Annotated in this window: 13 protein-coding genes, 1 tRNA gene, 1 pseudogene and 1 riboswitch; of the genes and pseudogenes, 7 read left to right on the top strand and 8 right to left on the bottom strand. The window is 59.4% G+C overall.

Going from position 1 to position 13611, the window contains the following annotated elements; genetic code table 11:
• Positions 1-56 precede the first annotated feature (56 nt).
• Positions 57-644 carry a superinfection exclusion B family protein gene (locus BN1129_RS20110; RefSeq protein WP_042038963.1) on the bottom strand — a complete coding sequence of 196 codons (588 nt, stop codon included), beginning with the start codon at positions 642-644 and terminating at the stop codon, positions 57-59.
• Between the two features lie 204 nt (positions 645-848).
• Positions 849-956, top strand: a riboswitch (yybP-ykoY riboswitch).
• 88 nt (positions 957-1044) lie between these two features.
• Here BN1129_RS20110 and BN1129_RS20105 point away from each other — a divergent pair.
• Positions 1045-2031, top strand: a complete 987-nt coding sequence (locus BN1129_RS20105) for a sodium:calcium antiporter (RefSeq protein WP_042038962.1) — start codon at positions 1045-1047, stop codon at positions 2029-2031.
• A 95-nt stretch (positions 2032-2126) separates the two neighbouring features.
• Here BN1129_RS20105 and ansB read toward each other — a convergent pair whose 3' ends face one another.
• The 3 genes from ansB to BN1129_RS20090 all read right to left on the bottom strand — a co-directional run bounded on the left by ansB (position 2127) and on the right by BN1129_RS20090 (position 4550).
• Positions 2127-3185, bottom strand: a complete 1059-nt coding sequence (gene ansB / locus BN1129_RS20100; RefSeq protein ID WP_042038960.1) for an L-asparaginase 2 — start codon at positions 3183-3185, stop codon at positions 2127-2129.
• 130 nt (positions 3186-3315) lie between these two features.
• The gene (locus BN1129_RS20095; protein ID WP_042038959.1) at positions 3316-3510 is read right to left on the bottom strand and encodes a heavy-metal-associated domain-containing protein; all 195 of its coding nucleotides are present in this window, start codon (positions 3508-3510) and stop codon (positions 3316-3318) included.
• A gap of 89 nt (positions 3511-3599) precedes the next feature.
• On the bottom strand, positions 3600-4550 hold the full coding sequence (locus BN1129_RS20090) for an AEC family transporter (protein ID WP_042038956.1): 951 nt from the start codon (positions 4548-4550) through the stop codon (positions 3600-3602).
• 139 nt (positions 4551-4689) lie between these two features.
• On the opposite strand from BN1129_RS20090, the gene treR reads away from it, so the two are divergent.
• The 5 genes from treR to BN1129_RS20065 all read left to right on the top strand — a co-directional run bounded on the left by treR (position 4690) and on the right by BN1129_RS20065 (position 10393).
• Positions 4690-5637, top strand: a complete 948-nt coding sequence (gene treR, locus BN1129_RS20085) for a trehalose operon repressor TreR (protein WP_042038955.1) — start codon at positions 4690-4692, stop codon at positions 5635-5637.
• A 191-nt stretch (positions 5638-5828) separates the two neighbouring features.
• Positions 5829-7259: a PTS trehalose transporter subunit IIBC gene (treB, locus tag BN1129_RS20080; RefSeq protein WP_042038953.1), complete on the top strand. Its 1431-nt coding sequence runs from the start codon at positions 5829-5831 to the stop codon at positions 7257-7259.
• 67 nt (positions 7260-7326) lie between these two features.
• The gene (treC, locus tag BN1129_RS20075; RefSeq protein WP_042038951.1) at positions 7327-8988 is read left to right on the top strand and encodes an alpha,alpha-phosphotrehalase; all 1662 of its coding nucleotides are present in this window, start codon (positions 7327-7329) and stop codon (positions 8986-8988) included.
• 3 nt (positions 8989-8991) lie between these two features.
• Positions 8992-9615, top strand: a complete 624-nt coding sequence (locus BN1129_RS20070) for a sugar O-acetyltransferase (RefSeq protein WP_280136047.1) — start codon at positions 8992-8994, stop codon at positions 9613-9615.
• Between the two features lie 445 nt (positions 9616-10060).
• Positions 10061-10393: a hypothetical protein gene (locus BN1129_RS20065; RefSeq protein WP_042038950.1), complete on the top strand. Its 333-nt coding sequence runs from the start codon at positions 10061-10063 to the stop codon at positions 10391-10393.
• 247 nt (positions 10394-10640) lie between these two features.
• Here BN1129_RS20065 and BN1129_RS20060 read toward each other — a convergent pair.
• A pseudogene (locus BN1129_RS20060) lies at positions 10641-10966 on the bottom strand (aldehyde dehydrogenase family protein); the annotation flags it as partial.
• Between the two features lie 176 nt (positions 10967-11142).
• The gene (gene nhaC, locus BN1129_RS20055) at positions 11143-12552 is read right to left on the bottom strand and encodes a Na+/H+ antiporter NhaC (protein ID WP_042038947.1); all 1410 of its coding nucleotides are present in this window, start codon (positions 12550-12552) and stop codon (positions 11143-11145) included.
• A 298-nt stretch (positions 12553-12850) separates the two neighbouring features.
• On the opposite strand from nhaC, the gene BN1129_RS20050 reads away from it, so the two are divergent.
• Positions 12851-13060 (top strand): hypothetical protein, encoded by a 210-nt coding sequence (locus BN1129_RS20050; RefSeq protein WP_042038946.1) that lies wholly within the window; start codon positions 12851-12853, stop codon positions 13058-13060.
• Here BN1129_RS20050 and BN1129_RS20045 read toward each other — a convergent pair.
• Positions 13055-13327, bottom strand: coding sequence for a late competence development ComFB family protein (locus tag BN1129_RS20045; protein WP_042038944.1), 273 nt, complete (start codon positions 13325-13327; stop codon positions 13055-13057). The two genes, BN1129_RS20050 and BN1129_RS20045, sit on opposite strands and share 6 nt — an antisense overlap.
• A 109-nt stretch (positions 13328-13436) precedes the next feature.
• A tRNA-Leu gene (locus BN1129_RS20040) sits at positions 13437-13522 on the bottom strand.
• Positions 13523-13611: the final 89 nt, after the last annotated feature.

Here is a 13611-nt window from a genome sequence, read left to right as displayed (position 1 = left end):
CAGATAGCAAAGAGCCGGACACTGTCCGGCTCTTTTATGTGAAGGATGGCAGCAACTTAGCGCTGGAAGCCCTTCTGGGCGAACTTGGGTCTGGCGTTCATGATCTGCTCCACCTGCTCGTCGCTCATCTTGCCACGGGAGAGGCCCAGCACCTTGTAGGTGAGCAGCGGTCGCGCGGGCAGGGCTATCATCAGCGCCCGGATCTGGTTTTCGTCCTCTTTCTCTCGCACCGGCTTGCCGTAGGCGTAGGTGAGTACGCCAGCGTCCATCAGGTTTTTGACGGCAGGTTCGGTGATCGGCAAGTTTATGACGCTTTTGCGTTGTAGCACGAACTCGCGCAGCACCGCCTTCTCGTTGAAATCGAGGAAGGCGATCATCTGGGCCAGCTGATCCTGCTGACGGCGGGATTGCCATTCATCACAGGCCCACTCCCAGGCGATCAGGAAGCCCTGGCTGCAGAAGTAGGAGATGGCGATCAGCATGCCGACCCCGAGCCAGGCGGCGTGGAGCGTGGCCCACTGGCTGACGGCACCCTTCATCAGGCCGGCTGGAAACAGCAATATGATGCTGCAGCAGAGTAGCAACCAGACCATAAGCCAGTTGAGACGGTTCAGTTGATAGAAATGTTGGATCCACCGTTTCATCGTTCATCCTTCCCAAACTATTGTGGACAGTAGGCAACTCATAGCAATCGTTATGCCAAGGCGTGGGTGCCGGGGGAAAGAGTGGGGACCCGGACGGAGAAAGCGAGGGCTCTGACCAAGGGGAACCTTACATTTTCTTACAACTTATCGGGCGGATGATCATTCATTTGCCTTGTGAGGCGGCGGTCAACTTGGTAAAAAGCCCGTACTGTCATTGGGGAGTAGCAACCCGCCCGTGATCCGGGCAGGGCTCATGTCAACATTCTTGGATCTGCCGATCCATGGCATGAGCGGCGATAGCATCTATCGCTCTGCAAGACCTTTGGCCTCGATACGCAAGCCAGCCGGGCGAGCCGTATCGGGTCCATTGGTTGTTCTGCTCGCCTGGCGGTTGCCTATTATGTTGATTACCCTGCTGTTATTTCTGCTCTCTGCCGTCACCATCTACCTGGCCTGCGAATATTTCGTCAACGGTATCGAATGGACCGGCCATCACTTCAAGTTCTCCCAGAGTGCCACCGGTTCCCTGCTAGCAGCCCTCGGCACGGCCTTGCCCGAATGCATCGTTACCCTGACCGCCCTGCTGATGGGGGATGCCCCCGCCCAGCAACAGATAGGGATAGGCGCCGCCCTCGGCGGCCCTCTGGTGCTCTCCACCATAGGCTATGCCGCCGTCGGCGTGACCCTGCTGCTGTGCATGAGCCGTGAGCACAGAGTCATAGATGGCGAGGTGCAGCGCGAGATAGGGCGTGATCAGGCCTGGTTTGTCGGTATCTTCCTGGTGGCGGTGGCCCTTGGCATGGTGGCATTCACCGGTAAAGCCTGGCTGGCACCGCTGTTCGTGCTGGTTTATCTGGTCTATGTGCGGCGTGAACTGAAACAGACCGACAGCCACGAGGTCGCGTTGCCAGAGCCCCTCAAACTGGATCCCAAGGCCGAGATCCCGGCGCTTGGCAAGGTAATGCTGCAGACCCTGGTGGCGTTGGGGGTGGTGGCGCTGGCGGCGCAGCTGTTCGTCCATCAGCTGGAGAGCATGGGTGAGCTGTTCGGCCTCTCTCCCGTGCTGGCGGCCCTGCTGTTGAGTCCGGTGGCAACCGAGATGCCCGAGTTGATGAATGTGCTGATCTGGGTACGTCAGGGCAAGAACCGGCTGGCGCTGGCCAACATCTCCGGCGCCATGATGATCCAGGGCACCATTCCCAAGGCATTCTGCCTGCTGTTCACCCCCTGGTTGCTGGATAGCACCATGATGGTCTCCTCGCTGGTGACCCTGCTGGCGGTGGTACTGCTGTGGTGGGGCTTTAGCCGTGGACGGATGACGGCGGGCAGATTGGCCTGCGTGGGGCTCATCTACCTGGGTTTCTGCGGCTGGCTGATGGTGAGCTGATGGTGCGCTCTATGTGAAGATGACGCCATGAGCAAGGGCAGGAGCCGATCCTGCCCTTTTTTCATGGGGTGACGTTAGCGGGTTGAGCCCCGGGATCAGAACTGCTGGAACCAGCGCTGGATCTGGACCGGATCCTTACTCTGGGTCAGGGAGAGCATCAGCAGGATGCGCGCCTTCTGCGGGTTCAGGGTACCGGCAGCCACGAAGCCGTACTTGGCGTCATCGATCTCGGCATCCAGAGTGGTGGCGCCGGTCGGCACGCGGGTGGAACGCACCACGCGGATACCATCCTTGCTCGCCTGAGCCAGGGTATCGAACAGGGTGTGGTAGAGGTTACCGTTACCCACACCGGCACTGACGATACCGTCAAACTTGGCATTCACCATGGCCTTGGCCGGCAGATCGGTGGCGTTGGCATAGTTGTAGACGATGCCCACTTGCGGCAGCTTGTCGAGCTTGCTCACATCGAACGGGGTCTTGCTGGTGTGCAGGCGGGCCGGGCTGCGCTGATAGTCGATCTTGCCGTTGTGAATGTAACCCAGCGGGCCAAAATTGGGGGAGGCGAAGGTCTGTACCCCGGTGGTGTTGGTCTTGGTGACGTCGCGGGCATCCAGCACTGTGTCGTTCATCGCCACCATCACGCCACGGCCCTTGGAGCTCGGGTCGGAGGCGGTCACCACGGCGTTATACAGATTCAGAGGGCCATCGGCGCTCATGGCGGTGGAGGGGCGCATGGCGCCGACCAGCACCACCGGCTTGTCGCTCTTGACGGTCAGATTGAGGAAGTAGGCGGTCTCTTCCATGGTGTCGGTGCCGTGGGTGATGACGATGGCATCCACGTCATCCTTGGCCAGTAGCTCGTTGACCCGCTTGGCCAGGGTCAGCCACACCTCGTCGTTCATGTCCTGGGAGCCTATTTTGACTACCTGCTCCCCCTGCACATCGGCCACGTTCTTCATCTCGGGAACTGCAGCAATCAGGGTCTCGATAGCTACCTTGCCAGCCTCGTAGTTGGACTGGGTGGCCGACTGGCCCGCCCCGGCGATGGTGCCGCCGGTTGCCAGAATATGGACGCTGGGCAGAGCCATCGCCATGGGGGAGAGGGTCAGGCCAACAACGGCGGCGAGCAGGGTCTTGCGGATCGGTAGGGTCATGCTGCAAATCCTTATGGTTGGAATAATCGCAGCCAGTTTGCCCATTTAAACAGCAATATCTGTGATAACACTCACCAAAAGACAGGTGGGTACAGATTTTTAACCTGTTTAATACCTCTATAGAGATAAATTAACCTACCTGAAAGCCCTGTGCTTCGATCAGGGCGATCAGCGCTGCCTTGCTCAGTTCGCTCTCGATAACAGCCTTGCTGCTGGCAAAATACACCCGGGCCTGACTAATAGCACTCTGGGCCAGCAGGGCTTTTTGCAGGCTGGCGGCGCAGCCACCACAGGACATGCCGGACACTGTGAGTTCGATAGTCATGGGATATCTCCTCTGTTGATAGTGCGCCAGCCTAAAGCTGCCGCCCGCGGCAAGGTCAAGCCGTGCCGGATTGGCAATGGCAGCCTCCCTCAGCCCATCAGCCCGAGGTAGTTCATCAGGGTGGCGCCCAGGCTGGTGCTGATCAGTGAGCCCAGCGTGGTGGTGGCGATGATGTTGGCGGCCAGCACGCTGTCGCCGCCCATGGCCCGGGTCATCACATAGCTGGCGGCGGCTGTGGGGGTGGAGCTGATGAGAAACAGTATGCCGAGTGCCTGCGGGTTGAAGCCAAGCGCCCAGGCGCCCGTCACCAGCAGCACCGGAATGCAGAACAGCCGGTTGGCGGTGGCCCAGCCGGTCAGCATGGCACCGCCGCGCAGGGCTTTGAGGTTGAGACTGGCGCCGGTGCAGAGCAGGGCCAGCGGCAGTGTCATGTTGGCAAAATAGTTGCCCGTGGTGATCACCAGCTGGGGCAGCTCGATACCGAGCAGGCCGAATGGCAGGGCGGACAGGATGGCGATGATCAGGGGGTTTTTGGCGATCCCCTTCAGGATCGGTTTGATCCCCTGGTTGCCCCCCAGACTGCGGGTCAGGGTGATCACGGCGAGTATGTTATAGAGCACGGTCACCGAGCCTACCAGCAGGGCGGCGGCACCTATCCCCTCAGCGCCGTAGGCGTTTTGCACATAGGCCAGCCCCATGATCCCCATGTTGCCGCGAAAGCTGCCTTGCACGAAGATACCGCGCTGACGCCGCTCCGGGATGAAGCGGGCCGCCAGTACCTCCAGCACCAGAAAGCCGGTGAGCGTGCCGAGCAAACCGTAGAGGATGAGCCAAGGACTCGGCATGGTGGAAAAATCGGTGCGCACCATGCTGAGGAACAGCAGGGCCGGCAGGGTGACCTGAAACACCAGGCGGGAGGCGGATTCGACGAAGCTGTCTGGCAGCAGGCCCAATTGCTTGAGCCAGATGCCGAGCAGCAGTACCACGCAGATGGGGCCTGTGATGGAGAGGGAAAAGTGCAGGCTTGCCAGCAGATCCATGATGCGCGTCCTGTGCGATGGCGAGCGGCACGGCGTTCGCCAGGGAAAAAAAGCATTCTAACGCCATGGGCTTGTATTCACAGGGCTTAATCACAACAATGTGGGCAATTCTGCCGCCGAGCCCCCTGTGAGCCAATTCATGGACAAGAAACTGACCATCCTCGATATCGCCCGTCTGAGCGGAGTCGGCAAGTCGACCGTCTCCCGGGTGCTCAATCAGGATCCCAAGGTGAAGCCGGCGACCCGCGAGCGGGTGGAGCAGATCATTGCCCTGCACGGCTTTGTTCCGAGCAAGTCGGCCCGGGCCATGCGCAGCCATAGCCAGCAGGTGGTGGGGATCATCGTCTCCCGACTCGACTCCAGTTCCGAGAACCAGGCGGTACGCGGCATGCTGGAGACCCTCTACCAGCGTGGCTATGACGCCGTGCTGATGGAGAGCAAGTTCTCCCCCGCCAAGGTGCTGGAGCATCTGGCGGTGCTGGAGCGGCGCGGGGTGGATGGCATCATCCTCTTTGCTTTCAACGATCTGGACTACGACGCCATGGCGCCGCTGCAAGAGAAGCTGGTACTGGTGGCCCGCGACCATCCCGGTTTCTCCTCTGTCTGCTTCGACGATGCCGGGGCTGTGCGCACCATGCTGGCCGCGCTGGCGACCCGCGGGGTAGGCGAGATCGCCTATCTGGGGGTGGATACCTCGGACCTCACCACGGGCCAGCGCCGTCTCAATGCCTATCTCGGCTACTGCGCCGAGCAGGGATTGACGGCGCGCAGTGCGCTCGGCGATCTCAGCCTGCAGAGTGGCTACCGGCTGGCGGCCGAGCTGCTCACCCCTGCCACCCAGGCACTGGTCTGCGCCAGCGATACCCTCGCCATAGGTGCTGCAAAATACCTTCAGGAACAAGGGCGCAGCGAGGTGCTGGTGACAGGCCTTGGCAACAACCCCATGCTCAGCTTCCTCTTTCCCAACGCCCTCAGCCTGGATCTTGGCTACCAGGGGGCGGGGGAGCAGGCTGCCCGCCAGCTGCTCGGCCAGATCGAGCAGGATCACCGTCCGCTGGCGACCATAGCCCCCTGCAACACCCTGTGAGCTCCATCACTTAGACCTGAACAAAAAACGTGCTTTTTGTGATGCTGACCACGAAATGGGAACGTTCCCATTTCGATCCTATCAAATTGGCTGCATGCTAAATAAGAACGATACCAAAAACGCTCAGACCAGCAGACTGGTCCAAAAGGGCGAAGTAGACCAATATCAATAGAGTCACAGAGGGAAGACTCATGCCAAAGATCAACGCACAACAGCTTGCCACCCTGATCGACAAGATCGGCGGCAAAGAGAACATCGCCACCGTCAGCCACTGCCTGACCCGCCTGCGCTTCGTGCTGAACGACCCGGCCAAGGCTGACAGCAAAGCCATCGAGACCATACCTGCGGTGAAGGGCTGCTTCACCAATGCCGGCCAGTTCCAGGTGGTGATCGGTAACGAGGTGGATGACTGGTACAAGGCGCTCACCAAGGAGATAGGTGTCAGTGGTGGCAGCAAGGATGCCGCCAAGCTGGCCGCCCGTCAGAACATGAACCCGCTGGAACGGGGCATCTCCCATCTGGCGGAGATCTTCGTACCCCTGCTGCCTGCCATCATCACCGGTGGTCTGATCCTGGGCTTTCGCAACGTCATCGGCGATATCAAGATGTTCGATGATGGTACTCATACCCTGGTCGAAATCAGCCAGTTCTGGGCTCAGGTCCACGCCTTCCTCTGGCTGCTGGGCGAGGCGATCTTCCACTTCCTGCCGGTTGGCGTCTGCTGGTCTGCGGTGAAGAAGATGGGGGGCTCCGAGATCCTGGGGATAGTGCTGGGTATCACCCTGGTCTCGCCGCAGCTGATGAATGCCTATGGGATAGGCCAGCAGATCCCGGAAGTGTGGGACTTCGGCTGGTTTGTCATCGAGAAGGTGGGCTATCAGGCCCAGGTTATTCCAGCCCTGCTGGCGGGCGTGGCACTGGCTTATATCGAGACCACCCTCAAGCGCATCATTCCGGCTTATCTCTACCTGGTGATCGTCCCCTTCGTCTCCTTGCTGCTGGCGGTGATCCTGGCCCATGCCCTGATAGGCCCCTTTGGCCGCTGGATTGGTGACGGCGTCGGCTTTGCGGCCAAGGCAGCCATGACAGGTTCGTTTGCTCCCATCGGTGCAGCCCTGTTCGGCTTCCTCTACGCACCCCTGGTTATCACGGGTATCCACCACACCACCAACGCAGTGGATCTGCAATTGATGCAGAGCATGGGTGGTACCCCGATCTGGCCGTTGATCGCCCTCTCCAATATCGCGCAAGCTTCGGCTGTGGTGGGCATCATCCTCATCAGCCGCAAGGAGAACGAACGGGAGATTTCCGTGCCTGCCGCCATCTCGGCTTACTTGGGCGTGACCGAACCGGCCATGTACGGTATCAACCTCAAGTACAAGTTCCCCATGCTGTGCGCCATGGTGGGCTCCAGTCTGGCGGCGCTTATCTGCGGCTTCGCCGGTGTGATGGCCAACGGCATAGGGGTGGGCGGCCTGCCGGGCATTCTCTCCATCCAGCCCCAGTATTGGGCCGTCTACTCAGTCGCCATGCTGGTGGCCATAGTGGTGCCCATGGTGCTGACCCTGTTGGTTTACCAGCGGCAGCAAGCGGCCGGCAAGCTGGCCCAGGCCAGCGCCTGAACATAGTCATCAGGGCGGCCCTAACGGGTCGCCCTCTCCTTTTTCATTCGAAACAAGAGCAAGACTCATGAACCAAACACCTTGGTGGCAGAGTGCCGTGATTTACCAGATATACCCCAAGAGTTTTCAGGATTCCGCTGCCCGTGGCACCGGCGATCTCAAGGGGATCATGGCCCGCCTAGACTATCTCAAGACCTTGGGGGTCGATGCCCTCTGGCTGACTCCGGTTTACGTTTCCCCTCAGGTAGATAACGGTTACGACATCGCCGACTATCTGGCCATCGATCCTGCCTACGGCACTATGGCCGATTTCGAAGCGTTGCTGGCTGCGGCGCATGAGCGCGACATCCGCATAGTGATGGATATAGTGGTCAATCACACCTCTACCGAGCACGCCTGGTTCAAATCCGCGTTGGGAGATAAAAACAGCCCCTACCGCGACTACTACATCTGGCGCGATCCGGTGGACGGCGGCGTGCCCAACAACTGGCAGTCCAAGTTTGGTGGCAGCGCCTGGGAGTTGGATCAGGCCACCGGCCAGTACTATTTGCACCTGTTTGCCCGCGAGCAGGCGGACCTCAACTGGGAGAATCCGGCCGTGCGCGCCGAGGTGAAGAAGGTCATCCACTTCTGGGCCGAGAAGGGCATCGATGGCTTCCGCCTCGACGTCATTAACCTCATCTCCAAGGATCAGACTTTCCCGAACGACGATATTGGCGATGGCCGCCGGTTCTACACCGATGGGCCGCGTATCCACGAATTCCTGCAGGATGTGAGCCGCGATGTCTTTGCCCCGGTGGGCGTCATGACGGTGGGGGAGATGTCCTCTACCTCGCTGGAACACTGCCAGCGCTACGGCGCGCTCGATGGCTCCGAGCTCTCCATGGTGTTCAACTTCCACCATCTGAAGGTGGATTACCCCAACGGCGACAAGTGGACGAAAGCACCGTTCGATTTCCTCGAACTGAAGCGTATCTTCAACCACTGGCAGAGCGGCATGCATGGCAAGGGCTGGTCGGCGCTGTTCTGGTGCAACCACGACCAGCCGCGCATCGTCTCCCGCTTCGGGGACGAGGGCGAACATCGGGTTGTGGCCGCCAAGATGCTGGCCAGCACCCTGCACGGCCTGCAGGGCACGCCCTACATCTATCAGGGGGAGGAGATCGGCATGACCAACCCCGGTTATCAGAGCATCGATGACTATCAGGATGTGGAGAGCCGCAATATCTTCGCCATCAAGCAGGCCGAAGGGATGAGCGAGGCCGAGATCCTCGCCATCCTCGGCGCCAAGTCGCGCGACAACTCGCGCACCCCGATGCAGTGGAGTGCCGCCCCCAACGCCGGTTTCACGAAAGGTGAGCCCTGGCTCACCCCTGCCGCCAACTACCCCGAGATCAACGCAGAGGCAGCGCTGGCCGACCAGAACTCGGTGTTCTGGCACTACCGGGATCTGATCGCTTTGCGCAAGGCGCACCCCATCTTCACCCAGGGGGATTATCAGGAGCTGCTGGTGGGGCATCAGCGGATCTGGGCCTATACCCGTAGTGCCAACGGCCAGACCCTGTTGGTAGTTAGCAACTTCTACGGCGAGCCGACAGAGTTCGAGCTGCCTGCGCAGATGTTGGCTGGCGAGGGACGCCTGCTGCTTGGTAACTACCCGGATAGCCCGGCCCGGCCGCAATCTTGTATGCTGCGCCCTTATGAATCCCTGATCTGGCTGATGGAATAGAAGATGACACAGGCCCCGCCCATGGCGGCAACAGAGGCTCGGCAACCCGTGCGCGGGCCCGAGTGGCAGAAGATGGTGGCGGGGGAGCCCTATGATGCAGGAGATCCTGAGCTCAAGGCGGCGCGTGAGCGCTGCCGTTTCCTCTATCACACCTTCAATACCAGTTGGCAGGAACCGCCGGCGCGGGACGCCATGCTGCGGGAACTGTTTGGCAGCCGTGGCGCTGTGTGCGCCATCAATCCTCCGTTCTTCTGCGACTACGGCGCCAACATCCACCTGGGGGAGAACTTCTACGCCAATGTCAACTGCACCATCCTCGATGTGTGCGAGGTGCATATCGGTGACAACGTGCTGCTGGCGCCAGGGGTACAGATCTACACCGCGGCCCACCCGGTGGCGGTGGTGCCGCGGGTGGCCGGGGTCGAGTTCGGCAAGCCGGTGCGCCTCGGCAACAACGTCTGGATCGGTGGCAGCGTCGTCATCTGCCCGGGTGTCACCATAGGGGACAACAGCGTGATCGGTGCGGGCTCAGTGGTCACCCGGGATATTCCGGCCAACGTGGTTGCCGTCGGCAATCCCTGCAAGGTGCTGCGGCCCATGACGACAGAGGAACTGGCAGGAATATGAGTATCAAAGGGCAGGGGATCCTGCCCTTTGTGTTGTCCGTCTGTAAACTTATTCCAACCCTCATTCCACCGAGGAATAGGGGTCAAAGCGTGCTTCCTGCGTTAGCCAAATTGGGAGCGACGCCGTGTCGTTCCCCTGCCATAAACCAGTGCCCGTTGCGGCGTTGGCGATACCTGAACCCAAGATGGATATCCACATCAGATTTTTTGAACATCTAGGCCAGTTTATATCGCTAACAAAGATGGGTAGAGGTGTCTAATATTCACTCAACGCTTAGGCAGGAACGCCAAGCGGCCAAATAACAGGTCGTTCCAGGCTGTGGCACCATCAAACAGGGTGTCGGATGTCAGTGAAAGAACAACATACTATTTGAATAACCTCTTGCATGGATGCATTGATTCAGGCCGAACCGGCCTTGGCAATGACATAAAAACCAAGAGAGTGAATGAACATGAAAAACGTAATCAAGATGCTGGCCGTTGCAGGCCTGATGACAGCTGGTGTCGCCCAGGCTTCTGTCCCCGCTGACCTCAACGCCACGCCGGGCGTGCTGTTTGTCAATTGGCATGCGAGCGCTGCCGCGGATGGCAAGGCTAACCCCATGCTGGAAGTGCGTGACGAGTCTGGCGATGTCGTTGCCTCCGCCCACGCCAATCTGGTGGGGACCCAGCAGGTTCGTATTCCAAGCCGCGCTCAGGGCAACCTGACCGTCACCTTGGGTGAGCAGAGCAGTGATTACCGCATCCCGTTTGGTATCGGCAGCGGCAAGCAGCGCTAAGCCGTACACGCAAGCAGAGAACGATGGCCACAGGCCAGACCGGCAGTCGCTGGCAAAGGGCTCGGTCATGTTCCGCCACAGTGGCGTGAACATACAGAGTGTCCAGAAAGAAGGCCCCGCATTGCGGGGCCTTCTGCTTTTTGGCGCGGCGAGCAATCCCTTGTCAGAGCTTGACCATAATATGGCGCGGCACCGTGCAGTCCTCCAGCGCATAGAGGGAGAGATCCTTGCCGTAGCCCGAGATCTTCATGCCGCCGACAAACGTGTCGTAGATCTTGCCCTGGGCATAGGTACGGCTGGCGGCGGTGCAATCCTGGCCGGTGTTGTAGAAGGCGAAGGTGCGAATACCCGCCACCACCGCCTCCAGGTCCGCATCGTCGAAGATGGTCACCCCCAGCTCAAGCTGGGTGCGCTTCATGGTGCGAGCGGCGCTATGCAGGATCTTCTGGCCGGTGGCGATATCGCCGGTGAGCGATACCATGCGTACCAGCGAGTACGCCACCAACGGCGCCCCACGCTTTCGGCCCGCTGGCAGATGACGCCGGGCGGGAAGATCTCGCTGCCCAGCTCGGCGGCGGCGCGGCTCACTCAAAAGCTGTCAGCCACAGCCACAAAATAACGGATCTGGCGAAAGGTAAAGTTCATCGGGCATCCGGCCACTCGCGACTGGGGTGGCTGTCAGCTTAACCTCGAATCCCGCTCAAACAAAAGGCGCCGTGATGGCGCCTTTGTCATTGATCTCGCAACGATTAGCGAGAGCTGGCTGCGGCCACCAGCGGAACCCGGTTCACCCCTTTGCCCATGTAGGCGAGGGTGACGGTCACTATGATGCAGGTGAAGCTGAGCCACATGTAGGGCAGGTAGTCGAGGGTGGCGACTCCGAGCACCCCGGCCATGAAGATGCCGTTGTCGCTCCAGGGCACCATGCCGCAGGTGAGGGTGCCGCCGAACTCGGCGTTGCGGGAGAGGTTCTTGCGTGCCAGTCCCAGCCGGTCGTAGTTCTTGGCCATGATCTTGGGGGTCAGGATCAGTGATACATACATGGCCGAGCCGAACACGTTGGCCAGAAAAGCGGTACCAATGGTGTGGCTGGTCAGGCTGCCGACACTGTTGATGCGTTTTTCGAAGGCACTGGCAATGACGGAGAGAATACCGACCTTCTCCAGCAGGCCACCAAAGCCCAGGCCGAAGATGATGACTGCGACCGAGCCCAGCATGGACTCCATGCCGCCGCGACCGAGAATGTTGTCGATAAAGTCGATGCCAGAGCTGATGGCAAACGGGCTGTAGGCGGAGTGCATCGCCTTGACCGGATCCATGTCCTGAAATGCGATGGCCCAGATCAGGCCCAGCAGGGCGCCGAAGCTGATCACCGGGAAGGCGGGTTTGCGGTTGGCCAGCAGGCCCAGCACCAGCACCACGGGGACTATGGCCAGCGGGGTGATGTTGAACTGGTTGTCGAGCGCCTCCATTACCAGATTGACCTGCTCCAGACTGACATTGCCTGAATATTGCATGCCCACCACGGTGAACAGCACGGCGGTGATGACATAAGAGAGCAGGCTGATGGGCAGCATCCCTTTGATGTGCTCCACCACGTCGACGTTGGACATGGTCGAGGCCAGCACCACGGAGTCGGAGAGCGGAGAGAGCTTGTCACCGAAGTAGACGCCGGAGAGTACGGCACCTGCCACCAGCGGCGCAGGCACGCCGAGACTGTGGCCGATCCCCATCATGGCAATACCGGCCGTGGCGGCAGATCCCCATGAGGTGCCAGTGGCCAGTGAGGTCAGGGAGCAGATGATCAGGGTTGCCAGCAGGAAGATGGACGGGTGGATCACCTTGAGGCCGAAGTAGATGATGCTGGGCACTATGCCGCCAGCAATCCAGGTGCCAACCAGCGCACCGACGGAGACCAGGATAAGGATGGCCCCCATCCCCTTGGCTACGCCGTCAACGGCCGCCTGCTCCAGAGATTTGTAATCGTGGCCAAGCTTGATGCCGAGCCCCATGATGATGAACCAGGCGATGAACAGCGCCAGTTGGATGGGCAAATCGAGCACGCTGGTGAACGAAAATGCCAGTGCCAGGAAAATGGCCAGACAGGCAAACACCTGTGCCATGTTCGGTAGTCGGATGTGGTTTTGTTGGTTTTGCATAGATACTTCCTAAACTCTTGCTCGCCAAGGTCAGTCCCTCTCGTCCTGTGGATACACGTATCCCGAGGGGCCAACCCAAAAAGAGGCCGCAATCTACCACAAACCTGGGGGGGAGAATCCCAACAGATTTAGCAAAAATGCACTTTTGATTGGAAAACTTACCAATTAGTTGATCTCATAACCCGTTTTTGAGTGCTCTGTTTGCCCCGATGGACATTTGAATCTGATAGAAAAGTCCGATTGCATACGCCTAAAATACAAATGATAATTGTTATTGATTGGTAGGGGAGGCATCACCATGATCTGGATTGTGAGAGTCATGCTGTTGGGCTGGCTGCTGGCTGTGCTGGGCTGGGGTCAGGATAAGGAGTACGGCATCTGGAGTCTTGGCTTTGTGCTGGCCGCCTGGGTCATGCTTGAACCCAGATTGAGGCCAGCCTTGATCCTGCTGCCAGTGGCAGGGCTGACCGGTATTGTCACTTTGCTCTGGCAGCAGCCCTGGTTATGAGGTTTTGACGGGATCCTGCTTGATCTTTTGCTGTGCCAGTGTGAGTGAGTCGACAACCAGCCTCTCCATTTCGGTGCGCTTGGCATCGGTCAGGAAGTAGAGCATGTCGACACTGTGGCGAATATAGTGGGCCGGGAGCTGGTTGAGGGTGAGACAGCAGAGATCGGCAATCTGGTCGCTGGTGAGCGTCTGTTGCAGTCCCTGTTGCTCAATCTCCTTGAGCACCAGATGTTCGTAAAAGTTGTGAATATCGGTATCCAGTATCATATGCGTTCCTTGGCATGACGATGGGCGGTAAGTCGTCAAAAGCATAGTCATAACAAGGAGTGAAAACAAAAGGCCCATCACTTGCGTGATGGGCCTTTTATGTAATGAATGGTGCGAAGAGAGGGACTCGAACCCTCACATCCGTGGGACACTAACACCTGAAGCTAGCGCGTCTACCAATTCCGCCACCTTCGCACACTGATTTTCTCCAGCTGGTTTTTAAATGCGGTTGGAGCGCATTGCTCTGTTTTTACATGTCAGAGTCATGGTGCGAAGAGAGGGAC

It is taken from the genome of Aeromonas popoffii, assembly GCF_000820025.1.
Lineage (GTDB): Bacteria > Pseudomonadota > Gammaproteobacteria > Enterobacterales > Aeromonadaceae > Aeromonas > Aeromonas popoffii.
This window is presented reverse-complemented; position numbering and strand designations above follow the sequence as displayed.

Bases quoted from the DNA above. Each gene is read 5' to 3' on its own strand.
- BN1129_RS20045 (WP_042038944.1), bottom strand. From the start codon at position 13,327: ATGATACTGGATACCGATATTCACAACTTTTACGAACATCTGGTGCTC.
- treB (WP_042038953.1), top strand. From the start codon at position 5,829: ATGCCAAAGATCAACGCACAACAGCTTGCCACCCTGATCGACAAGATC.
- nhaC (WP_042038947.1), bottom strand. From the start codon at position 12,552: ATGCAAAACCAACAAAACCACATCCGACTACCGAACATGGCACAGGTG.
- treR (WP_042038955.1), top strand. From the start codon at position 4,690: ATGGACAAGAAACTGACCATCCTCGATATCGCCCGTCTGAGCGGAGTC.
- BN1129_RS20070 (WP_280136047.1), top strand. From the start codon at position 8,992: ATGACACAGGCCCCGCCCATGGCGGCAACAGAGGCTCGGCAACCCGTG.
- BN1129_RS20090 (WP_042038956.1), bottom strand. From the start codon at position 4,550: ATGGATCTGCTGGCAAGCCTGCACTTTTCCCTCTCCATCACAGGCCCC.
- BN1129_RS20095 (WP_042038959.1), bottom strand. From the start codon at position 3,510: ATGACTATCGAACTCACAGTGTCCGGCATGTCCTGTGGTGGCTGCGCC.
- treC (WP_042038951.1), top strand. From the start codon at position 7,327: ATGAACCAAACACCTTGGTGGCAGAGTGCCGTGATTTACCAGATATAC.
- BN1129_RS20065 (WP_042038950.1), top strand. From the start codon at position 10,061: ATGAACATGAAAAACGTAATCAAGATGCTGGCCGTTGCAGGCCTGATG.
- BN1129_RS20110 (WP_042038963.1), bottom strand. From the start codon at position 644: ATGAAACGGTGGATCCAACATTTCTATCAACTGAACCGTCTCAACTGG.
- ansB (WP_042038960.1), bottom strand. From the start codon at position 3,185: ATGACCCTACCGATCCGCAAGACCCTGCTCGCCGCCGTTGTTGGCCTG.
- BN1129_RS20105 (WP_042038962.1), top strand. From the start codon at position 1,045: ATGTTGATTACCCTGCTGTTATTTCTGCTCTCTGCCGTCACCATCTAC.
- BN1129_RS20050 (WP_042038946.1), top strand. From the start codon at position 12,851: ATGATCTGGATTGTGAGAGTCATGCTGTTGGGCTGGCTGCTGGCTGTG.